Below are 21,253 nucleotides of genomic sequence, written 5' to 3'. Positions count from 1 at the left end.
CCAATGAACTGCTCGTCCAAGGGCCTTGCGGCTGATGGGTTGCGCCGCTGCCAAAGGACCTTCAAGCCCCTCGCCGTCATGCTGTTTCGTTGGTCCGCACAGTTCTGAACGAGTGCTACCCTCCTCGCAGCCCTTTGCTCAGTTCATAGCGACCGGCATTGGCGTGTAGCCGCAATTCCCCCTAGCAGCCACCTCCGCCTGATCTCGGCGCACGTGCCCGCGACTTCAACGCGCCACCGGGCGATCTCTTTCAAAAGCCATCGGGCACCTCGGTCCTGCACAAGATGAAGCATTCGATGTATTATTCGCGCCACTTAAAAGGTCGCCCGTCCAAGGGTTGGGACCGATATATACCAATGACGGTGCGAGTTAATGACATCCAGATTGAAGTTTGAAGACCAACTCAGTGGTAAAAAAATCCTGGTGACCGGACATACCGGCTTCACTGGAGGCTGGGCTTGTCTTTGGTTGAAGTCTATCGGGGCAGAAGTGGCCGGTTATGCGCTCGCACCTGAAACCTCCCCGTCTTTGTTCACCGAGCTCAATCTGGAAACGGAAATCGCGAGCACGCTAGGGGACATCTGCGATTTCGACGCATTGTTAGAAGCAGTTGAAGCTTTCCAGCCCGACCTGATTCTTCATCTGGCCGCCCAGCCCCTGGTTCGCAAATCCTATCGCGAGCCAGTGAGCACTTTTCTGGTCAATGCTCAAGGCACGGCGCATGTACTGGAAGCTGCTCGCCTGGTAAAGAGCGTCAAAGGTGTGCTCTGCATCACGACTGACAAGGTCTACAAAAACAATGAGTGGGCTTGGCCGTATCGGGAAAATGACCCGCTGGGAGGCAAAGATCCCTACAGCGCCTCCAAAGCAGCAGCCGAAATGATCATCCAGAGCTACGCCGCTTCATACCCGGCCTCGGAAGGCAAAGGCCCGGCGATCGCGACTGCTCGCGGCGGCAATATCATTGGCGGCGGTGACTGGTCAGAAGACCGTTTGATCCCCGACTTCGTTAGAGCAGCTATAGACGGTGGTGCAATGACCTTGCGCTATCCAGATGCAACCCGTCCATGGCAGCACGTTTTGGCTCTGGTTCACGGCTATCTGGTCATTCTGGCCGGCCTGCTGTCCGATCAACCGGAACGCGTGGCGAAGGCCTGGAATCTGGGCCCTCAGGAGTTGAAACAGTATTCGGTCAGAAACGTGCTGGAGCTGATGAGCGCGCACTGGCAACGTCCAGATCTTGAGTATATGAACAACCCTCTTCCCGAAGCCGGCTCACTGGCACTGGACAGCTCCATCGCCCGAAACCAGTTGAACTGGATTCCCGTCTGGGACACTGACGAGGTGGTGCGCCAGACTGCCGTCTGGTATCGCGACTTTTATGCAGCGCCTGAAAAAACGCGTGAAATCACGTTGTCGCAGATCGATGAGTGGCGTGCAGGCATTCAGGAATGATCTTCGTCCTGGGTAGCCGAGGCCGTTTGGGGCAGGCCGTGGCTGCTCAATATGCGCCGGGCGATGTCGTCTGCATTGATAGAGCAGTTTATGAGTCATGGTCGAGTGCGGATGCGGTCGCTGGTATCAGCGAATTTTTTTCTCGGGGTCAGCCTGAGCACTCGGTTGTGTACATTTGCTCAGGCCTCCTGGACCCTCGTCTCAGTGACGAGCAACTGCTTGCGGTTAATTATCACCTGCCACGTAACGTGATCGAAAGCGTTGCGCCTTTGGGCGCGCGTGTCGTCACCTTCGGCACGGCCATGGAACACACCCTGACCAGTAACAGTTACGTTCAGAGCAAGCTCAGACTTAGCCGGTTTGTCGAAGATGCGAACGCTGGCGGGGCGCAGGCTACTCACGTCAGAATCCATACGCTCTATGGATCGGGAGAGCCAAGCCCTTTCATGTTTCTCGGCCAGATTTTGACCGCTCTTCGGACGGACTCGCCTTTCAGCATGACCATGGGCAGGCAACTGCGCGAGTACCATCACGTGGATGACGATGCGCGCGCGATCAAGTCGCTCGTGGATGCGAATATCGTCGGCGTCGTGGATCTTGCCCATGGCAATCCCGTAACGCTCAGGAACTTGGCGCAAGCCATATTCAGTGCTTTTGGCAAGCCCCATTTGCTGCAGTTGGGCGCTTTGCCTGAGCCGGCGCAAGAAAATTTCGACCACGTGTTCCAGGCGCCCTCGGCTCTCAAGGGATCAACCTTTAGAGACTCTATTCCGTCAGTCGTCGAGTACATGAAGTCCAGGATGAATGCTTGAATGCACGGATTTGATAAGGAAAAAGCAATGTCAGAAAAGCGGCCTCTGATTTCGATATCAATACCGGTCCTGAATGAATCGGGGAATCTGGAGAATCTCTACAAGCGTCTCGATGCCCTGGCCTTGAAGATGAGCGACCGGTGTGATCTTGAGTTTGTCTTCTCGGACAACCATTCAGATGATAATACGTGGGCAATGCTCGCAGAGCTTGCGAGTAAAGACTCACGCGTCAGGGCGATCCGGTTCTCGCGAAACTACGGATTCCAGCGGTCCATTCTGGCCAACTACATGCACACCCGCGGTGATGCGGTGATGCAGATAGATGCCGACTTGCAGGATCCACCCGAGCTTCTTGAAGAGTTTTTTGCCCGCTGGCAGGAAGGCCACGAGGTCGTGTACGGCGTACGGCGTAAACGACCAGAAGGTTGGTTGTTGAATAACTTCCGGCGCTTGGGTTACTGGGCAATCGACAAAGTGAGCGAACATCCGATTCCTCGCGATGTTGGCGACTTTCGTTTGATGGACCGCAAGGTCATCGAAGTGCTGCTGAAAAGCAAAACCGCGAACCCGTATCTGCGCGGAATGATCGCTGGTATCGGCTTCAATCAGACCGGGATTGCCTACGACCGTGACGCGCGCATCGCCGGCGAGAGCAAGTTCAACGTCAACCGGCTCATCCGCCTGGGATTGACCGCGGTCCTCAACCATTCGACGGTTCCGCTTCGTGCGGCTTCTTTCGTTGGCATCCTGATACTCGCGGCCAGCCTGATCGGCGCAGCTTATTACCTGCTGTTGCGTTTTGCTCATCCCGACCTCCCTCAAGGCTTGGCGAGCATTCACATACTGGTACTGTTCGGTATCGGGCTTAACTCTTTCCTGCTTGGCATCATCGGCGAGTATCTGCTGCGCATCTATCTGGTCCTGCGCGCAGACCCCGTCGCCGTTATTCAGCAAAGTCTCAACTTTGAACCCGCAGACCTGAAACTATAAGGATTGTTAGCATGAAAGCTGTAATTTTAGCCGGTGGTCTGGGAACCCGCATTGCGGAAGAGTCCGACACTAAACCAAAGCCAATGGTCGAAATCGGCGGCAAGCCGCTGCTGTGGCACATCATGCGTACCTACGCCAATCACGGGATCAAGGATTTCGTTATTTGCCTGGGCTACAAGGGCTATGTCATCAAAGAATTCTTCTTTAACTACTACCGCCACATGTCGGATATGACCATCGACCTGACCACTGGCGACACGCAAATTCTCAACAGTCAGGCTGAAGACTGGCGCATCACGCTGGTCGATACCGGCGCTGAAACTATGACCGGCGGACGCCTGAAGCGCGTTGCACCCTATCTGAACAACGAGACCTTCTGCCTGACTTACGGCGACGGCCTGTCTGATATCAACATCAGCGCCGAGGTGGCCTTCCACCGCCAGCACGGCAAGCTGGCGACCGTAGCGGCTGTTCAGCCCCCGGGACGTTTTGGCGTGTTGAATATCAATGAGCACAACAGCGTTTCCAGCTTCGAAGAGAAACCAAGCGACGAGATTGGCTGGATTAACGGCGGCTTCTTCGTGCTGGAGCCGGATGCGATCAAATACATCGACGGCGATGCGATCTCCTGGGAGCGCGAGCCCCTGATGCAGCTCGCTAAAGACGGGCAACTGAGCGCATTTCATCACACAGGCTTCTGGCAGCCGTGCGACACGCTCCGTGACAAGCGCGAGCTCGAAGCCCTCTGGGCCGCAGACAAAGCTCCTTGGCGCATTTGAGAGAAACGATGACAGCAGCAACGCAACCCAAGCAAAAGCGCTGGATCAAGCACGTCATCGGGGCAGTTGTAACCCTAGTTTGCCTGCTGGCGATTGCACGTCTCGTGAATTTCTCTGAAGTCATGGACGCGCTTGAGCACTTCCGCTGGCACTACCTCGTGCTGGGAATAGCATCACTGACCTTTGGTTATGCGGTACGCATTTTCAGATGGTCCGTGATGCTTTCCGCTGCTTCACACGCGGTTAGTTTCCGGAACTGCGCAGCACCGTTTCTGGGTGCAATCGCGCTGAATAATGTTCTGCCTCTTCGCCTCGGCGATGTGATCCGGGCGCTGGTTTTTCCCGGCGCGATGGGCGTCACCAAAACCGTCGCCACCACAAGTCTGGTCGTAGAGCGCTTGATCGATCTAGTCACCCTGATCGCTTGTTTAGCACTGGGTATCCTGGCAGTGAGCACGCTTGATATACCGCCGGCCATCAGGCAGACGGCAGTCATCCTTGCGGCGCTGGGTGGCATTGCATTGGCGCTAGGCTTCTTTTTTTCGGGAGCCTTCGCACGATTGTTCACCAAGCTGGGTGACGACCAACCGAACAGTAAGGTCCCGCCTAAATTACAAACCGTTTTCCGGACTGTTGGCGGCCTCTTCGAAAGCTTTGAAGTGATGTCGAGGCCTCGCGTGCTCGGCCTTATGCTGCTGCTTTCAATGCTTGTCTGGGCGGGTGAGTCAGGCCTGTTCTATTTTGCGTTGCTCGGATTGGGCCTGGACGCCAGCCCGCTGATGGCTCTTCTGGTAATGGCGATTGCCACCCTGTCTACGCTGGCGCCGTCATCCCCTGGCTATGTAGGGCCGTTTCATTTGGCCGCTTTTACCGCGGTTACCCTGATTGGTGGAACATCTGCCCAAGCGGGTAGCTACGCAGTAATTGTCCATCTAGCGCTTTGGCTGCCGACAACGATCGTCGGAGCCTTGGCAATATGGTCCCGCCCCGCCCTGTTCAAAGCAGCCACTAAGTGACTGCGAAAACTTACATTGGAATCGTAAATGAATAACTATGACGTTGTGATTGTCGGGGGCGGATTCACTGGCCTCACGGCGGCCTATGTGCTGTCGAAGCAGGGCAAGCGGGTACGGGTCCTTGAAGCCGATTCAACCCCCGGCGGTCTGGCCGGTATCTTCGAATTCGAAGACGGTGTCCGGGTTGAGAAGTTTTACCACCACTGGTTCAACAACGATGTTTTCGTTCCGGAGCTCGTGAAAGAACTTGGCCTGGAGGGTGACGTCATCCTGCTGCCAACCCGCACAGGCATGTATTTCAATGGCCGGATGTGGAAGCTATCGACGCCTCTGGACCTCCTGCGCTTCAAGGCTCTTTCGCTGGTGGACCGAATCCGTCTCGGACTCCTGGTGTTTCAGGTACGTCGCATCAAGGACTGGAAAACCATCGAGCACCTGAGCATCCGCGAGTGGTTGGAAGGAATGTGCGGGAAGTCGGTTTATAAAGTCGTCTGGGAACCGCTGATCAATTCGAAGTTTTCCGTATATGCAGAGGCCGTGAACGCCGTCTGGATGTGGAAGAAGCTCGTACTGCGCGGCAGCACTCGCAACGATAAAGGCGGCGAAGAACTCGCGTATTTCAAAGGCGGCTTTGGTCGTCTGGCAGAGGCGATGGTCTCCGCGATCCACGCCAACGGCGGGGAAGTATCGTTTGGCAGCAAAGTGACCGGTCTCGTAACAGCCGGCAAGCAGCTTTCGGCCGTGATGACGGAAAGCGGCCCGGTTGAAGGGAGCAAGTTCCTGTTCACGCCGTCCTTCCCGCTCATCGCTGATATGTTCCAGAACTCCGCAGATGATGCCTGGCTGGCCAAGCTGCGTCGTGTGAAGTACCTGGGCAACATGTGCTTGGTATTGAGACTGAAGCAGAGCCTTTCCGACACTTACTGGCTGAACGTCAACGACCCGGGTTTCCCATTCGTGGGCGTGATTGAGCACACGAACTTCGACACCCCGGAAAACTACAAGGGCAGCCACATCGCCTATCTGTCCCGGTACCTGGCCACTGAAGATCCGGTATGGCAGTACTCGGATGCCGAGTATCTCGAATTCGCCCTGACCCACCTAAAACGCATGTTTCCACATTTTGAAAAAGACTGGATCATCGACTTCAAGGTATGGCGTTCCGAATACGCACAGCCTGTGACTGAGCGTAATTACTCCCAATACGTGCCTGATGCTTCGACGCCGTTTGATAACGCGCTGATCTCGACCATGGCCCAGATTTATCCGGAGGACCGTGGGACGAACTATGCTATCCGTGAAGGGCGGAAAATAGCCAAGCTTTTATAATCACATGAGCCCGGGTTCGCAGGCGGACCCGGGTGGCTCCCACAAGTCAGCCTGAAGCATAGTTTCGGGCCTAGCAATAATCTTGCGCGGCTATTATTCAAAGGCAAAAAAATGCTCAACGTGAAAACATCCACACCGGATCACGTAGACCGGCCAGCTTACATATACCTACTGTTGCTATTTGCGGCTCTTGTTGTTTTTCTGGAACTCCACAGGCTCCATCCACAGCGGGTAGGAGACGGGGCTGAATACTACGCCATGTTTCTGGCTTGGAAAGATACCTTTCGACCCTGGATGACGCCTGCGTCATTTGACTCCTATAGCAATTTAGTGCTCAGCAACAGTATCAGCGGGCTGGTCCCCGAAGAGTGGCTTAAAAACGCATTCCCAGCCCTCAAGCTCGGTCAGCAAGCAGACTTTAATCATTTCTGGTTCTATAGCGCATTGGCCTTCGTGCTATCAAAAGTAGCTGCTGCTTTAGGGATAGCCACCACGGCTCATGGCTCTTTCTTGCTCTTGCATTTCTTGCTTTTCGTCGTGACTGGGTGCATGTCCTATCGACTGTTTGGAAAGTCGGGTATTGCAGCCTTTGTAATCATGACTTTGTTTTCGCCCATGCTATGGTTCTACGACAAAGTTCATACGGAGTTTTTTACATATTGCCTCACCTTGATGGGTGTGATGCTGGTTTACTCCCGGAAATACTTGCTAGGCGCACTATTAATAGCGTTGGCCTCAACCCAAAATCCGAGCTTCGCGCTGGTAGCGTTTATACCTTTCGCGTACCGATTCACACTTGAGAGAAGTAAAAGCTTCAGCATTATTGAAGTCTTCTTGACCGTAGGAACTGCCTTAGCGGTGCTTGCGCATCCGGTGTATTACCTACTTAGGTTTGGCGTACTCACTCCACAGCTTTTAGCTGGCGGCGCTTCACTCGGGGAAAACATTTCAAGCTTCTATATCTGGTTAATCGACCCCGACTTGGGTTTACTTCCTAACTGGCCCATCGGCATTGTCACTACTCTAGCCGCACTCTCAGCCTGGAAGCTTGCCCCATCGACAACCTCGTCGGAAAAATCGCAAGTACCATTTGTAATTTTCATAGTGCTATTCTTCGCCATAAACTTTTTGGCTCACTCATCAACTGAGAATCTTAACTCAGGTGCTACACCGGGCCTTGCACGATATTCACTATGGTATCTGCCCCTATTCTTCCCAGCATGTTATTTCGCAATTAAATCTTTGCAACCTTTCAAATCAGCCAAAATACTTGGAGTGATTATTGTTGGATTCCTGGGAATAAAGAGCATAGTTGCAAACAACCCGAAGATGCCGGAAAGCTACTCTGAGCCGACGTCGCTCTCCCGTTTCATACAGACGAAGGCTCCGTATTTATACTCGCCGCCGGCCGAGGTTTTCTCCGAGCGCTATTCAGGTGTTGGAGAATCAATTCAATCAATGCACCCACGTGGTGTACTCGGTCCGGACTGCCATAAGCTGCTCCTATTTTCGGGCGAAGGTCGGGAATTAATTACAACGCCTCGCTCATGCGAAGTGGATGCTCGCAAGTTGATTCAGCTGGCCGCAAGTCGTTGGGCCAATATCTCACATGACCAATATGTAACGATTACCGATGACGAACTAGAAGCGGCTCGCTTTAGCCTTTCGCCTGGTAAATATACTGTAGGGGTAAGTGGAACGGGCAATTTTATCCTCGGGTCAGGCTGGCATGATCTTGAAGCTTGGGGTGCATGGTCTCGGCGGAAGACTGCCTCGATAAGTCTGCCCTGTAGCAAAACGCAACTCACGGAGTCTGGCAAAATTGATATTGGCCTTGAGTTACGCCCATTTGCTGAGCAGGAACTCAAGATTTATCAAGAAGGTACATTATTATTTGAAGGTAGCCTAAAAGCGCCGCAAGTCGTCCACATCCGACCGAGCATGAACGATTGCCAAGCTCGTCGCATTTTAATAACGCTTGATGTCTCTAATCCGATATCGCCTTCCGAGCTAGGAATCTCTCCTGATCCTAGAGTCCTAGGCGTTGGCCTCACCGGATACAGCGTTGAATAAACGTGCTGAGCTGCCGTGCATACGTTGTGTGGCGGCTCCGTATAATCATCAGACGACTTAATCGCCCGGACCGTTTGATCTCTCTTATTGCCACCCTCCAACCGCGTACCGATCTGCTACGCTGTTGAGAAGCCAATCAAGCCGACTGAAGTCATGACGCGCCAACCAGAGACTTAAAGCTTCATAACCTCCGCACCATCTGCACCATCTGCACCAAGTTGAATAATGATACTGAAAAGCACCATAGTTGAGCACAGGTATAATGATTGAGCCACTGTACTACCTACACATACCGAAAACTGCGGGCACGTCGCTAACATCTTACCTTGATAGACAATTTCGGCCGGAGCGGATTTGTCCAGCTCAGCTCCTCCCAGAGCTTTTTGGGTTAGAGCAAAACGGGCTTTCCAATTTTGATTTCTTCCGTGGCCACCTGTGGTACGGCCTTAACAACTATGTTGGAAGAGATCTTAATTACATGACCATGTTGCGAGACCCTGTTCAGCGCACCATATCCTGGTACGCGCACGTCAAGCGCGATCCGAACGCTTACAGACACGAACGCATGACGTTAGAAAATTGGTCATTGTTGGAATTTGTGACAGACCGTGAGACACACTGGGATATGGTGAATGCTCAAACAATATTCCTGGCAGCCGATCTAGATTTCGGAAAATTATCTAAAGATCCCGTGGGCTACGGTACCGCTGTGATCCAGAGCTATGCCGCGCGAAGAAACGATCGTCAACTCCTCGATATTGCCAAAGCCAGACTGGAGAAATTTTGTTTCGTCGGGATCACGGAGCGTATGACCCAGTCACTGCAACTGCTTTCACACACCTTGAATATCTATCCAGATTTTCCAACACAACATCTAAATATGTCACCCAACCGGCCTAGCGACAGCGAACTGACCGGAGATGTAATCGATGCTATTGCAGGCATAACTGGCTTAGATCAGCAACTTTACGACTGGGCGACTGAGGTCTTCGCTTCAAAATATAGTGATTTCGTCACTTCGATGCTGAAAACTTCTTACAAGTCTAACCTCGCTCAACATGACGATGGAACTAGCAAACCGCTGCCCGTATGCGAAATAAAGAATTTCAAAATTTGCTTTCTAACCACACCCACAGATGTCGAATGTGATAGCGACTTCCTTGTTGATTTAGAGCTAGCCAACCAGTCTAAATTCTCAATAGAAAGTCAAGGCCGGTTCCCAATCAACATCAGTTATCACTGGCTCATACCTAATACCAATGAGATCGTAGTGTTTGATGGTGAGAGAACTCCTCTTAAGTCAAAGCTCCTGCCGGGTAAGTCTGGCATACATAGCGCTAAAATCATCACACCAGAGAACCCCGGAAGGTTTCAGCTCATAGTCACGCTTGTTCAAGAAGGGGTGTCGTGGTTTGACGAGCCAGGCTCGGATGTATCTGCACACGCGGAGATCGAAGTGAAATGAAGAATTGCAAAGAAAATATCACTTGGCAACAAGGTGGGCTTACTCGCTCAGAACGGGAGTCAAAGCTGAATCAGACCGCATCTACTATCTGGCTAACTGGACTGAGCGGATCAGGCAAATCATCTTTAGCGTTCGCGCTGGAGAAATCGTTGGCGGCGCGGGGTAGGTCATGTTTGGTTCTAGATGGCGATAACGTCAGACATGGGCTTAATAAGGATCTAGGATTCACTCTCTCTGACAGATCAGAAAACATTAGAAGGATTGCGGAGGTAGCTAAACTTCTAAATGAAGCCGGCTTGATAGCTATCGTAGCGATAATTTCACCACTTGTAGAGGACCGGCTTTTAGCCTCTGAAATCATCGGTACCACTTGTTTTCACGAGGTATACGTATGCACCCCTCTAAGCGTATGCGAACAGCGGGATGCTAAAGGGCTCTACAATAAAGCTAGAAACGGATCGCTGAAAAATTTTACAGGCATATCATCCCCCTACCATCCACCACTTAAGCCTGCTGTAGTAGTGGATAACACCTTACACTCTATAGAACAAAACGTATTGGCAATTGTTGAATCTTTAGGAGGCTGACTCTGACGCATCTTTCAGTCTAACAGTGCCGACGAAACGCCTCCAAGGATCGGGGATCAACTGACACTACTACAACACTTACAGACGCTACGTCCACACCCTGCGCGAGTGTGGACTCTTTTTTGAAACAGATAAAGATCGTTTAGTTAGAGGGAAACGGTGGACCTGAACTTCTTGACCGTGACGCAAAGAATCTTTTACCCGCATGAGCGGTGTAGTTTTCAACTGTAATGTGCATGACATATGCCACGGCAACTGTTATACCAAACACCACAGGAATACAATATCGGTATGGCATCCCTTGATCCATGAGAATCCTGAACATGGCATATCCCGCCACAGAGTGGATAATATATAGCGGATAGCTTATCGCAGCCATGAAATCCAAGGGAGCCCATGATTTAAAGCGATCTCTAAACATAAAGCACAGGGAAAAAACAATAAACCCATAGATGTAGTTTATGTAGATCGATGGAAACTGGCCTGAAGCACTGCCCTTTGACCACAACAATGAAAATATTAACAGCATTGATACACTATACAATATAAGCGTATTCCGATTTATTATCCCGATGTATAAATTATAAAACCCTACTCCGATCAGCATAAACACGACAAACATCATGTCATTCTTAAGCGAGTCAATTGACACCTTAACGCCAGCTACCACAATGATATTATCTGCCACCGGATACCACAAACTAAAACAAAGAACACCAACTGCAAACACGATAAACGGCAAGAGGTCACCGTGTCTGATAACACGATACAAAAGAGCCGCAAGCAAATAAAATTTTATTTCAATTGCAAGTGTCCAGTTAATCAAATCTATGCTCGGCCGCGCCAAGTCTTTATGGACCAACAGCAAGTTTGCGACCAATCCTTCGACATCAATTCTAAAATCCTGCCCCCAATAATGTGCTGAACACGCCACTATCGCCATCATGAAAGCGGTGCCAACTAAATATGTAGGGTAGATCCTGAGCGCCCGAGATACAAGAAACTCAAAGGGAGCTGACTTTGCAATTGAGAATGGAATTACAAAACCACTAATTAAAAAAAATATCGCCACTCCAAGAGCACCGTAATTAACGGTTGGCGGTGAAAGCAGGTTTATTATTGAGGACGGTGCTCCTTCAACAGGAGGGGCATAGATGAACGAGGCTACAGTGTCACGTGCATACCAATAAATCCCCGTCCAATGAATCAACAGAACCGCTAATACAGCGACACCGCGTAGTTGATTGGCAAACAGTGCTTTGCTATGATTTTTTTCCATGACTGCCCTCCTGTAGGCAGCCGCATCCTAACCTAACCTCTATAGATATGGAAACGTAAAAGCAATGCATCGCGAACCATGCCACTAAGCGACCATTTCTATGGTCTGAACGTCGACGGCTTCGACGGTAGACTGTAGCTCACTTGCAAGCTTAGACCGGCTCACAACCCTAAGTGAATTGCGCGTCAGCCTCTCGCCAATCAACTGCCTGAATGTACGTAGGAGATCTGGGGATTTTCCATATGCATGCATTTACTGCTTAGAGACCCTATCGCTTGTACTTAGTCCTAATAGATTATTTATATCAGTGCAGCAGGGTTACTTCCCCGCTCGAGATTTAAAAATCTGTTAAATCTGCAATGTACGGATTGCCTAGCAGATAACCATTTACGAACTACTCTTCCTTGTGGTAGATGCCGCCTCTGAATCCTTACGCTCGGAAGGATTGGCATGCCCATCATCACTTGCCTTAGCCTTGATCAAGGCTGCCACCAATTACCATCGCGAGTAGCACGCCATACCTAGCGATCGGCCAGCCATAGACGGTAAAGCAAGCAGTTGCGCAACTGACTCGCTTATTTGTCTCAGGCAGCGTAGCTTCAGCTTCCAAACGGCTGGTAATCATTCCGTTGCAGAAAAAAGGGCTTATTCCGTATACGTTCTGTGCCTACTAATATGGGTAGCAAATGTGGAGTGCATTTTCTTCAAACCACTTTCACTCGCTGCTGCATCGACGAGGTTAGCTCGGCCCACGCCGTTGCCTCGGTTTGGCTTTGTACCTCTATCGCTGCTCGTTGTACCATGCGGACCTGCCCAACATGATTTATCAACACGTGCTGTAATGGCACACGAACGGAGTTCAGAGGATTCGCATGAAAGCAATTGTTACCGGCATCACTGGTCAAGACGGCGCCTATCTGGCTGAACTGCTGCTTGGCAAAGGCTACACCGTCTACGGCACCTATCGTCGTACCAGTTCTGTCAATTTCTGGCGGATCGAAGAACTGGGCATCCAGAACAACCCAAACCTGCACCTGGTCGAGTACGACCTGACCGACCTGTCGGCCAGCATCCGCCTGCTGCAGACCACCGAAGCCACCGAGGTGTACAACCTCGCCGCGCAGAGCTTCGTGGGCGTTTCCTTCGAACAGCCAATCACCACCGCCGAAATCACCGGCCTGGGCGCTGTGAATCTGCTGGAAGCCATCCGTATCGTTAACCCGAAAGTCCGCTTCTACCAAGCGTCGACTTCCGAGATGTTCGGTAAGGTTCAGGCCATTCCTCAGGTTGAAGACACGCCGTTCTACCCGCGCAGCCCTTACGGCGTTGCCAAGCTGTACGCCCACTGGATGACCATCAACTATCGCGAGTCGTACGGCATTTTCGCGACCAGCGGTATTCTGTTCAACCACGAGTCGCCACTGCGCGGCCGTGAGTTCGTAACACGCAAAATCACTGACACCGTTGCCAAGATCAAGCTGGGTCTGCAGGACTCGCTGGTACTGGGCAACATGGACGCCAAGCGCGACTGGGGCTTTGCCAAAGAGTACGTCGAAGGCATGTGGCGCATGCTGCAGGCTGATGAGCCGGACACCTTCGTTCTGGCCACTAACCGCACTGAAACCGTCCGTGACTTCGTCGCGATGGCATTCAAGGCTGTCGGCATCACCATCAACTGGAGTGGTGAAGCAGAAGAAGAGAAAGGCACCTGCGCCGCCACTGGCAAGGTTCTGGTCTCGGTCAATCCGAAGTTCTACCGCCCGACCGAAGTTGAGCTGTTGATCGGTAACCCGGCCAAAGCCAAGGAAGTCCTGGGCTGGGAGCCTAAGACCAATCTGGAAGAGCTGTGCCGCATGATGGTCGAAGCGGACCTGCGTCGTAACGAAAAAGGGTTCTCGTTCTGATGAGTATCGCCGGCAAGCGAGCGCTGATAACGGGTATTCATGGATTTACGGGGCGCTACATGGCGGCCGAGCTCACAGCCCAGGGCTGCGAGGTTGTTGGCCTGGGCAGCAATCCATCCAATGAAGCCAATTATTATCAGGCCGACCTCACTGATCTGGTGGGTCTGAGCAAGCTGCTGGCGGACCTTCAGCCGGACATCGTCGTTCATCTCGCGGCGTTGGCATTTGTCGGGCACGGCGCGGCCGATGCGTTTTACCAAGTCAATCTGATTGGTACGCGCAATCTGCTCGAAGCCATCGCCAACTGCGGCAAAGCGCCTGAAAGCGTTTTGATCGCCAGCAGTGCCAACGTGTATGGCAATGCGTCGGAAGGGTTGCTCGATGAGAGCACCAGGCCAGCGCCCGCCAACGATTACGCCGTCAGCAAGCTGGCCATGGAGTACATGGCCAGTTTGTGGTTCGGACGGTTGCCGATCATCATCGCGCGCCCGTTCAACTACACCGGCGTCGGCCAGGCGGAAAACTTCCTGCTGCCGAAGATCGTCAAACACTTCCGCGAGAAGGCCGAAAAGATCGAGTTGGGCAACCTGGATGTCTGGCGCGATTTCAGCGATGTCCGTTCGCTGGTGGCCGCTTATCGCGGGCTGCTGGAAGCAAAGCCGTTCGGTCAGTACGTCAACGTCAGTTCAGGCAAGACTCACTCGCTGCGTGAAGTGCTCGACATGTGTCGCGCCATCACAGGCCACGACCTCACCGTCGAAGTGAATCCTGCTTTCGTGCGGGCCAACGAGGTGAAGACCTTGTGCGGCGACAACAGCAAGCTGAAGTCGCTGGTCCCGGGCTGGCAGACACCCGAGCTGAGCGAAACGCTTGGCTGGATGCTGGCAGACGCGTAACTTCCGCAGTACCCAACCCGAAGCGCTGTAGGGCGCCTCGGGTTTTCCTTTATTCTCCGCTCCACACATCCCCGCTCTGCCCGCAACGCATCTATCGCGAGAACAGCGGACGTTATCGTTTCGTCAGAGAATCCTGATGACCAAAGTTTTGCACTTCTTCAAGACCTACTTCCCGGAAAGCAAGGGCGGTGGCGTCGAGCAAGTCATCTTTCAACTGGCACAGGGTTGCCAGGCCCACGGGATTGAATCCCAGGTGCTGTCGCTGAGCACACAAGGCGCGGCGCGTAACGAGACGGTTGGCAATCACATTGCTCACCGCTCCAAGCAGGATCTGTACGTCGCGTCGACGGGCTTTTCGCTGTCGGGCATTCGGGACTTCAAAGAGCTCGCGCGCGACGCTGACATCGTGCACTACCACTTCCCGTGGCCGTACATGGACATCGCGCACTTCGCCGCGCAGATCAAAAAGCCGACCGTGGTGAGTTACCACTCGGACATCATCAAGCAGAAGACGCTGCTCAAGCTGTATGCGCCGCTGATGAACCGCTTTCTGGGCAGCGTCGACCGGATTGTCGTGTCTTCACCCAACTACGCCGCCAGCAGTGAGGTGCTGACCCGGTTCAGGGATAAGGTTGAGATCATTCCGTTTGGGCTCGATCGCGCCACCTACCCTGCCCCGTCTCAGGCAAAACTTGAGCACTGGAAACAGCAGTTGGGCGAGCGCTTCTTTCTGTTCGTCGGTGCGCTGCGTTACTACAAGGGCCTGGATTTCCTGCTTGAAGCCGCGCACAAAAATCGCCTGCCAGTGGTGATCATGGGCGGCGGGCATCAGGAGCTGGAGCTCAAGGCGAAGGCCAAGGCGCTCGGGCTTAGCAATGTCGTGTTTGTGGGCAGCCTGCCGGATGAGGACAAGAATGCGCTGCTGATGCTTTGTGAGGCGTTTGTGTTCCCGTCACATCAGCGTTCGGAGTCTTTCGGCATCTCGCTGCTGGAAGCGGCGATGTACGGCAAGCCGATGATCTCGTGCGAAATGGGCACTGGCACCACGTTCATCAACATCGCGGACGAGACCGGGCTGGTGGTTCCGCCACGGGATCCGGAAGCGTTGGCGGTTGCGATGAATACGCTGTGGAATGACAGAGAGCGGGCGAAGCAGATGGGGTTGAAGGCGGTGCAGCGGTTTGAGTCGATGTTTACGTCGGAGAAGATGGTGCAGGGGTATGCGGATCTTTATCAGGATGTGCTGCGCAGGCGTTAAGTGACTGGGTGAACTGGGTGAACTGGGTGTCCCAGTGGGACCGGCTTTAGCCGGGAAGGCGTCGGTTGTCACACTGCAAAATTGATGGCGCTCACACCGGCCTCTTCCCGGCTGAAGCCGGTCCCACACAGAGCACGCATTCATCCAGTGGGACTGGCTTTAACCGGGAAGGTGTCGGTTGTCACACCGCAGAATTGATGGCGCTCACACCGGCCTCTTCCCGGCTGAAGCCGGTCCCACAAAGAGCACGCATTCATCCAGTGGGACTGGCTTTAGCCGGGAAGGCGTCGGTTATCACACCGCAGAATTGATGGCGCTCACATTGGCCCATTCCCGGCTGAAGCCGGTCCTACTGACCGAACGCGTGCACGTGTAGGACTGGCTTTAGCCGGGAAGGCGTCGCTTGTTACGACACAGAATTGAGGGTGCGCATGCCGGCCTCTTCCCGGCTGAAGCCGGTCCCACTGACAGCACGCATTCATCCTGTGGGACTGGCTTTAGCCGGGAAGGCGTCAGGCGTCAAACTGCAAAACTGATGGCGCCCATGCAGGCCTCTTCCCGGCTGAAGCCGGTCCCACATTGATCGCGATGAAGTCCGGGCAGTGAGATTCTGCCCGGACTCTGCCGCCATTCTTCTTACGGCTTGCGCTTGCGCGGCCCCGTGTTAAACACCGGGACTTTGCGCACTGGCTTGATGGCCGGTACTTCAGGCGCCGCTTCGCCGCTATCGACCCATTTGCCCAGATTGCGTTTGCCGCCTCCGCCACTGGTTTTGGGTTTCTTTGGCTTTTTCGGTTTTTTCAGAATCTGCCCAGTCGCGTCGGTGGCCGGTACGCGGTGTTCCGGGATGAAATCCGGTTCTTCGCGGCGCTGCAGGGTCTGGCGGGTCAGCATTTCGATGGCGCTGAGCAGGTCGACTTCGTCGGCGCACACCAGGGAAATCGCTTCACCGGTCTGGCCCGCGCGGCCGGTGCGGCCAATACGGTGGATGTAGTCTTCGGCAACGATCGGCAGGTCGAGGTTGACCACGGTCGGCAGGTCGTCAATGTCCAGACCGCGAGCAGCCACATCGGTGGCGACGAGGATCTGCACGTCACCGCTCTTGAACCGATCCAGCGCGCGCTGGCGAGTGGCCTGGGGTTTGTCGCCGTGAATGCCGTCTGCGTTGAGGCTAAGGCCTTGCAGGCGCTCCACCAACTGGTCGACGCCAACGCGGGTTTTGGCGAAGACCAGCACCTGACCCCAGCGATGCTTCTTGAACAGATGAATGAACAGCTCGCTCTTGCGCTTCTTGTCGACGGTGACGATCCACTGCTTGACCGATGATGCCGCGACGTTGCGCGGGCTGACTTCGATGGTCAGCGGGTTGTCGAGCATCTGCCCGGCCAGCGCGCGGATCGCATCGGAGAAAGTCGCGGAGAACAGCAGGGTCTGGCGGCGTTTCGGCAGCGCGGCGTAGATGTCGCGCAGTTCTTCTGAGAAGCCGAGATCGAGCATGCGATCGGCTTCGTCGAGGATCAGGGTCTGCAACTGAGAAAACTTCACCGCGTTCTGGCGATACAGGTCGAGCAGGCGGCCCGGCGTGGCGACCAGCACGTCAACGCCTCGGCGCAGCTTCATCATTTGCGGGTTGATGCTGACGCCGCCGTACGCAGCGTAAGTGGTCAGCGGCAGGTGTTCGGCGTATTGCGCGATGGCTTCGTGAACCTGCTCTGCCAGTTCGCGGGTCGGCACCAGCACCAGCGCGCGCACGGAGTTGGCAGCGACCTTCGGGCCTTCCATGGTCAGGCGTTGCAGCAATGGCAGCGCGAAACCTGCGGTCTTGCCGGTGCCGGTCTGGGCGGCGGCCATGAGGTCGCGGCCTTCGAGCACGGGCGGAATCGCCTGGGCCTGAACGGGGGTGGGAGTCTGGTAGCCCAGTGTTTCGAGGGCACGCAGCAGGGGTTCGATCAGGCCGAGGGAGGCGAATGTCATTTCAGTACCGTTGGAAAAAGGTCAGCGCACAAGAGTCTGTAGAAGACAATGGCGCGCAGTTTACCCTTTCTGCAACGGTTTCTGCTTGCGCCACTGCGGCAGGCCGATGAGCACGACGGCGCTTATGATCACTGCCATCGCCGCACCTTCGGCCCAGCCGATGTGTTCGCCGGCGAACAACACGCCCAGCAGCACCGCCACCGCCGGATTGACGTAGCAATAACTGGTTGCGGCGGCGGGCCGCACGTTCTTCAGCAGGTACATGTAGGAGCTGAACGCGACGATGGAGCCGAACACCACCAGATACGCCATCACCAGCCAGCCGGACATGCCGGGGGATTGGGTCATGCGTTCGCCGCTCACGAAACTGCCAAGCAACAGCACAGCGCCGGCCACCAGCATTTCGCAGGCGCTGGCCATCGGCCCGGCGGGCAATGGCAGGTAGCGGCTCCACACCGAACCAAACGCCCAGGTCGCGGCCGCGAAGATCACCAGCGCGGCGCCCATGGGGCTGGCTTGCAGGTTCGAGCCGAGGTTGAGCAAGGAGATACCGACAAGGCCGAGCAGGATGCCGGCCCATTCCAGCCCGGTATTGCGATGGCCCCAGATCAAGCCGAACAGCAAAGTGAACAACGGCACCACAGCGACGGCCAGTGCCGCGACGCCGGAGGCAACACCTGCGTGCTCTGCGAGGGTAACGCCGCCATTGCCGCAGGCGAGTAACAGAAAGCCGATCATTGCTGCGGATTTCCACTGTTTCCAGGTCGGCATCGGCGCGCCACGAAAGCGCATGAAGGCGAACAGGATGGAGCCGGCGATAGTGAAGCGCACCCCGGCCATCATCAGCGGAGGCCAGGTTTCGATGCCGATGCGAATGGCGAGATAGGTTGAGCCCCAGATCACATAAAGCGCGAAAAAGGCCCCGATGAGCAGCAGGGGAAAACGGCGGGCGGCAGGCATGAAGGGCTCTAGTACAGTCGTTTATTGTGGGACTGATTCTAGAAATGTCCGAGCCGCAGGCGTCAGTTACAAATGGGGTTTATTCGACCCGTACAATTTCTCGGGGGCTGAAGCGGGGGTTTAGTGCGGCTGGCTGAAGCCAGTCCTGATGAACGCGTACACCCGTAGGACTGGCTTTAGCCGGGAAGGCGTCAGTTGTCACGCCGCAAAAGTGATGTCGAACACGCTGGCCTCTTCCCGGCTGAAGCCGGTCCCACTGACAGCACGCGCTCATCCAGTGGGACTGGCTTTAGCCGGGAAGGCGTCGGTTGTCACATCGCAAAAATGATGGTGCGCAAATGGGCCTCTTCCCGGCTGAAGCCGGTCCTACTGACAGCACGCGATCATCCAGTGGGACTGGCTTTAGCCGGGAAGGCGTCGGTTGTCACGCTGCAAAGGTGATGTCGAACGCGCTGGCCTCTTCCCGGCTGAAGCCGGTCCCACTAAGGGCACGCGCTCATCCAGTGGGACTGGCTTTAGCCGGGAAGGCGTCAGGTGTCACAACGCAAAAGTGATGGTGCGCAAACGGGCCTCTTCCCGGCTGAAGCCGGTCCCACTAAGGGCACGCATTCATCCAGTGGGACTGGCTTTAGCCGGGAGGGCGTCAGGTGTCACGCTGCAAAAGTGATGTCGAACGCGCTGACCTCTTCCCGGCTGAAGCCGGTCCCACTAAGGGCACGCGTTCATCCAGTGGGACTGGCTTTGGCCGGTAAGGCGTCAGGTGTCACGCTGCAAAAGTGATGTCGAATACGCTGGCCTCTTCCCGGCTGAAGCCGGTCCCACTGACAGCACGCGTTCATCCGCCGGTCCTACTGAGCGGCGAGGCCGCGGTGCTTGCTGATGGCATCGGCGATTTTCTTCGCCGGGACTTTTTGCAGGGTGCACAGCAACTGGTGAGAAACACCGGCGAGGCCGTGGGTGTCGCGCAGCTGGTGGCCCAGGTGCAGCGTGAGGTTGGCGGCCATTTCGGCATCGGCCATGGCCCGGTGAGCCTTGCCGGTGTGGGGCAAGCCGGCCCAACTGGTCAGCGTGCCGAGCTTATGGTTCGGCGCATGGGGCAGAAGGCGACGTGCCAGCAGCATGGAGCAGGCGAAGCTCTGTACGCGATTGCGCTTGATGCGAGCCAACTCGAAGTCCCAGAACTTCTGGTCGAATGAGGCGTTGTGCGCCACCAGCGGCGTCAGGCCGACGAACTCGGCGACTTCGTTCATGACGCGGTCAGCCGGCGGCGCCGTGCGCAGCATGCTGTTGCTGATGCCGGTCAGGGACTCAATGAAAGACGGGATGCGCACGCCGGCGTTCATCAGGCTTTGATAGCGCTCGACAATAACGCCCTGCTCCACGATCACCACGGCGATTTCGGTGGCGCGGCAGTAGCTGCTGGGGGAAATGCCGGTGGTTTCGAAGTCGATGACGGCGATGCGTTCTTGCATGGGAGAGACCTTCAGAAATAGCTGGTTTTTGCGTTTTGCTCGGGAGCGCCTGGCTGATATCGCGTCGGACATCGCTTGCGTGTTGCGCCTCTGTAGGAGCTGTCGGAGGTAACGACGGTGGCGAACGCGGTGGGTCAGTTGGCGCATGTTTACCTGAACGGGCCGGGTTCGCCAGCAAGCCGGCTCTTACAGATTTGCGGCGTTTGTCAGCCTGCGCTACGTCACGCTCTGAGCAGCGGCCTGCCCACAATCGGAATATACGGCCGCGCGGTTCAACGAATTGGCGGCGTTCGTTTACCCGCGTTGCATCAAGTCTTGAGCAGCAACCCGCCCTCGATCGGCACATAACGGCTGGCTGCGCGGATCAACGAATTGGCGGTCAGCCCCGGCACGCCGTAGGCAATCGCTTCGACGCCGTGCTTGCTGATGATGCGTTCCAGCAACAGGTCAAAATCGCCATCGCCGGACGCCAGCACGACTTCATCGACATTCGGCGCGACGTCCATGATGTCGATGGTGATGCCCACGTCCCAGTCGCCTTTGGCCGAGCCGTCGCTGCGCTGAATGTAGGGTTTGAGTTTGACGGTGAAACCGAGGTTGCGCAGGATCTGCTGGAATTGCTGCTGCTTGCTGTCGCCACGGTCGATGGCATACGCATACGCCTCGACGATCTGCCCGCGCTGGCTGATGTCAGCCCACAGGGCGGCGTAATTGAAGTGACAACCGTGAGCCTGACGCACTGTGTAATACAGATTCTGTACGTCGGCGAAGACCGCGATTCTTCTCACCCAAATTCCTCGATGCGCTGACAAGCGACAGGGATCCGAAAACCGGACCGGCGCTCAGTATGCCAGTTTGGGGGAGGGATTGAAGGATTGGGTTTGGAGGCGATTGCGGAACGCGGTCTGTATTCCTGACACACCGCAGTCGCGACTCATCACATAACGGTGTAGGAGCGCGCTTGCCCGCGAAGAGGCCGGTACATCCGACACGTCTCTATCGTC

General features: G+C 55.0%; 16 protein-coding genes and 1 pseudogene. 12 read left to right on the top strand and 5 right to left on the bottom strand.

Annotated elements, in window-relative coordinates; all coding sequences use genetic code 11:
- The first annotated feature begins 372 nt into the window (after positions 1–372).
- The 9 genes and pseudogenes from rfbG to cysC all read left to right on the top strand — a co-directional run bounded on the left by rfbG (position 373) and on the right by cysC (position 10,506).
- Positions 373–1,455: a CDP-glucose 4,6-dehydratase gene (gene rfbG / locus ACYAR8_RS10660; RefSeq protein ID WP_463579844.1), complete on the top strand. Its 1,083-nt coding sequence runs from the start codon at positions 373–375 to the stop codon at positions 1,453–1,455.
- A complete protein-coding gene (locus tag ACYAR8_RS10655) occupies positions 1,452–2,267 on the top strand; it encodes an NAD-dependent epimerase/dehydratase family protein (protein WP_463579843.1) in 816 nt (271 codons plus the stop codon). The genes rfbG and ACYAR8_RS10655 overlap by 4 nt, the downstream gene beginning before the upstream one ends.
- A gap of 27 nt (positions 2,268–2,294) precedes the next feature.
- A complete protein-coding gene (locus ACYAR8_RS10650) occupies positions 2,295–3,257 on the top strand; it encodes a glycosyltransferase family 2 protein (RefSeq protein ID WP_463579878.1) in 963 nt (320 codons plus the stop codon).
- A gap of 11 nt (positions 3,258–3,268) precedes the next feature.
- A complete protein-coding gene (gene rfbF, locus ACYAR8_RS10645) occupies positions 3,269–4,036 on the top strand; it encodes a glucose-1-phosphate cytidylyltransferase (RefSeq protein WP_463579842.1) in 768 nt (255 codons plus the stop codon).
- Positions 3,978–5,052: pseudogene (locus ACYAR8_RS10640) on the top strand (lysylphosphatidylglycerol synthase transmembrane domain-containing protein). Before rfbF ends, ACYAR8_RS10640 begins: the two are co-directional and overlap by 59 nt.
- Before the next feature lie 27 nt (positions 5,053–5,079).
- A complete protein-coding gene (locus ACYAR8_RS10635; RefSeq protein WP_463579841.1) occupies positions 5,080–6,381 on the top strand; it encodes an NAD(P)/FAD-dependent oxidoreductase in 1,302 nt (433 codons plus the stop codon).
- 111 nt (positions 6,382–6,492) lie between these two features.
- Positions 6,493–8,454: a hypothetical protein gene (locus tag ACYAR8_RS10630; RefSeq protein ID WP_463579840.1), complete on the top strand. Its 1,962-nt coding sequence runs from the start codon at positions 6,493–6,495 to the stop codon at positions 8,452–8,454.
- Positions 8,455–8,716: 262 nt separating this feature from the next.
- Positions 8,717–9,919, top strand: coding sequence for a sulfotransferase family 2 domain-containing protein (locus tag ACYAR8_RS10625; RefSeq protein ID WP_463579839.1), 1,203 nt, complete (start codon positions 8,717–8,719; stop codon positions 9,917–9,919).
- The gene (gene cysC, locus ACYAR8_RS10620; RefSeq protein WP_463579838.1) at positions 9,916–10,506 is read left to right on the top strand and encodes an adenylyl-sulfate kinase; all 591 of its coding nucleotides are present in this window, start codon (positions 9,916–9,918) and stop codon (positions 10,504–10,506) included. Before ACYAR8_RS10625 ends, cysC begins: the two co-directional genes overlap by 4 nt.
- Before the next feature lie 142 nt (positions 10,507–10,648).
- Here cysC and ACYAR8_RS10615 read toward each other — a convergent pair whose 3' ends face one another.
- Entirely contained in the window at positions 10,649–11,785 is a 1,137-nt protein-coding gene (locus ACYAR8_RS10615; protein WP_463579837.1) for an acyltransferase family protein, read from the bottom strand.
- 872 nt (positions 11,786–12,657) lie between these two features.
- Between ACYAR8_RS10615 and gmd the strand changes: the two genes are divergently transcribed.
- From gmd to ACYAR8_RS10600, 3 genes are all read left to right on the top strand, one after another.
- Positions 12,658–13,689, top strand: coding sequence for a GDP-mannose 4,6-dehydratase (gene gmd, locus ACYAR8_RS10610; protein ID WP_272631387.1), 1,032 nt, complete (start codon positions 12,658–12,660; stop codon positions 13,687–13,689).
- A complete protein-coding gene (locus tag ACYAR8_RS10605; RefSeq protein WP_463579836.1) occupies positions 13,689–14,585 on the top strand; it encodes a GDP-mannose 4,6-dehydratase in 897 nt (298 codons plus the stop codon). Before gmd ends, ACYAR8_RS10605 begins: the two co-directional genes overlap by 1 nt.
- Before the next feature lie 136 nt (positions 14,586–14,721).
- Positions 14,722–15,843: a glycosyltransferase family 4 protein gene (locus ACYAR8_RS10600; protein WP_463579835.1), complete on the top strand. Its 1,122-nt coding sequence runs from the start codon at positions 14,722–14,724 to the stop codon at positions 15,841–15,843.
- Between the two features lie 636 nt (positions 15,844–16,479).
- Here ACYAR8_RS10600 and ACYAR8_RS10595 read toward each other — a convergent pair.
- From ACYAR8_RS10595 to ACYAR8_RS10580, 4 genes are all read right to left on the bottom strand, one after another.
- Positions 16,480–17,817 carry a DEAD/DEAH box helicase gene (locus tag ACYAR8_RS10595; RefSeq protein ID WP_463579834.1) on the bottom strand — a complete coding sequence of 446 codons (1,338 nt, stop codon included), beginning with the start codon at positions 17,815–17,817 and terminating at the stop codon, positions 16,480–16,482.
- A 60-nt stretch (positions 17,818–17,877) separates the two neighbouring features.
- On the bottom strand, positions 17,878–18,777 hold the full coding sequence (gene yedA / locus ACYAR8_RS10590; RefSeq protein WP_463579833.1) for a drug/metabolite exporter YedA: 900 nt from the start codon (positions 18,775–18,777) through the stop codon (positions 17,878–17,880).
- A gap of 848 nt (positions 18,778–19,625) precedes the next feature.
- Complete coding sequence (locus tag ACYAR8_RS10585) at positions 19,626–20,249, bottom strand: 3'-5' exonuclease (RefSeq protein ID WP_074893312.1); 624 nt, start codon at positions 20,247–20,249, stop codon at positions 19,626–19,628.
- 308 nt (positions 20,250–20,557) lie between these two features.
- On the bottom strand, positions 20,558–21,037 hold the full coding sequence (locus ACYAR8_RS10580) for an NYN domain-containing protein (RefSeq protein ID WP_108121635.1): 480 nt from the start codon (positions 21,035–21,037) through the stop codon (positions 20,558–20,560).
- Positions 21,038–21,253: the final 216 nt, after the last annotated feature.

This window comes from Pseudomonas sp. HP_01, assembly GCF_055284355.1.
The sequence above is the reverse complement of the archived record's forward strand: the minus strand, read 5'-3'. Positions and strand labels throughout refer to the sequence as shown.

Bases quoted from the DNA above. Each gene is read 5' to 3' on its own strand.
- rfbG (WP_463579844.1), top strand. From the start codon at position 373: ATGACATCCAGATTGAAGTTTGAAGACCAACTCAGTGGTAAAAAAATC.
- ACYAR8_RS10655 (WP_463579843.1), top strand. From the start codon at position 1,452: ATGATCTTCGTCCTGGGTAGCCGAGGCCGTTTGGGGCAGGCCGTGGCT.
- ACYAR8_RS10650 (WP_463579878.1), top strand. From the start codon at position 2,295: ATGTCAGAAAAGCGGCCTCTGATTTCGATATCAATACCGGTCCTGAAT.
- rfbF (WP_463579842.1), top strand. From the start codon at position 3,269: ATGAAAGCTGTAATTTTAGCCGGTGGTCTGGGAACCCGCATTGCGGAA.
- ACYAR8_RS10635 (WP_463579841.1), top strand. From the start codon at position 5,080: ATGAATAACTATGACGTTGTGATTGTCGGGGGCGGATTCACTGGCCTC.
- ACYAR8_RS10630 (WP_463579840.1), top strand. From the start codon at position 6,493: ATGCTCAACGTGAAAACATCCACACCGGATCACGTAGACCGGCCAGCT.
- ACYAR8_RS10625 (WP_463579839.1), top strand. From the start codon at position 8,717: ATGATTGAGCCACTGTACTACCTACACATACCGAAAACTGCGGGCACG.
- cysC (WP_463579838.1), top strand. From the start codon at position 9,916: ATGAAGAATTGCAAAGAAAATATCACTTGGCAACAAGGTGGGCTTACT.
- ACYAR8_RS10615 (WP_463579837.1), bottom strand. From the start codon at position 11,785: ATGGAAAAAAATCATAGCAAAGCACTGTTTGCCAATCAACTACGCGGT.
- gmd (WP_272631387.1), top strand. From the start codon at position 12,658: ATGAAAGCAATTGTTACCGGCATCACTGGTCAAGACGGCGCCTATCTG.
- ACYAR8_RS10605 (WP_463579836.1), top strand. From the start codon at position 13,689: ATGAGTATCGCCGGCAAGCGAGCGCTGATAACGGGTATTCATGGATTT.
- ACYAR8_RS10600 (WP_463579835.1), top strand. From the start codon at position 14,722: ATGACCAAAGTTTTGCACTTCTTCAAGACCTACTTCCCGGAAAGCAAG.
- ACYAR8_RS10595 (WP_463579834.1), bottom strand. From the start codon at position 17,817: ATGACATTCGCCTCCCTCGGCCTGATCGAACCCCTGCTGCGTGCCCTC.
- yedA (WP_463579833.1), bottom strand. From the start codon at position 18,777: ATGCCTGCCGCCCGCCGTTTTCCCCTGCTGCTCATCGGGGCCTTTTTC.
- ACYAR8_RS10585 (WP_074893312.1), bottom strand. From the start codon at position 20,249: ATGCAAGAACGCATCGCCGTCATCGACTTCGAAACCACCGGCATTTCC.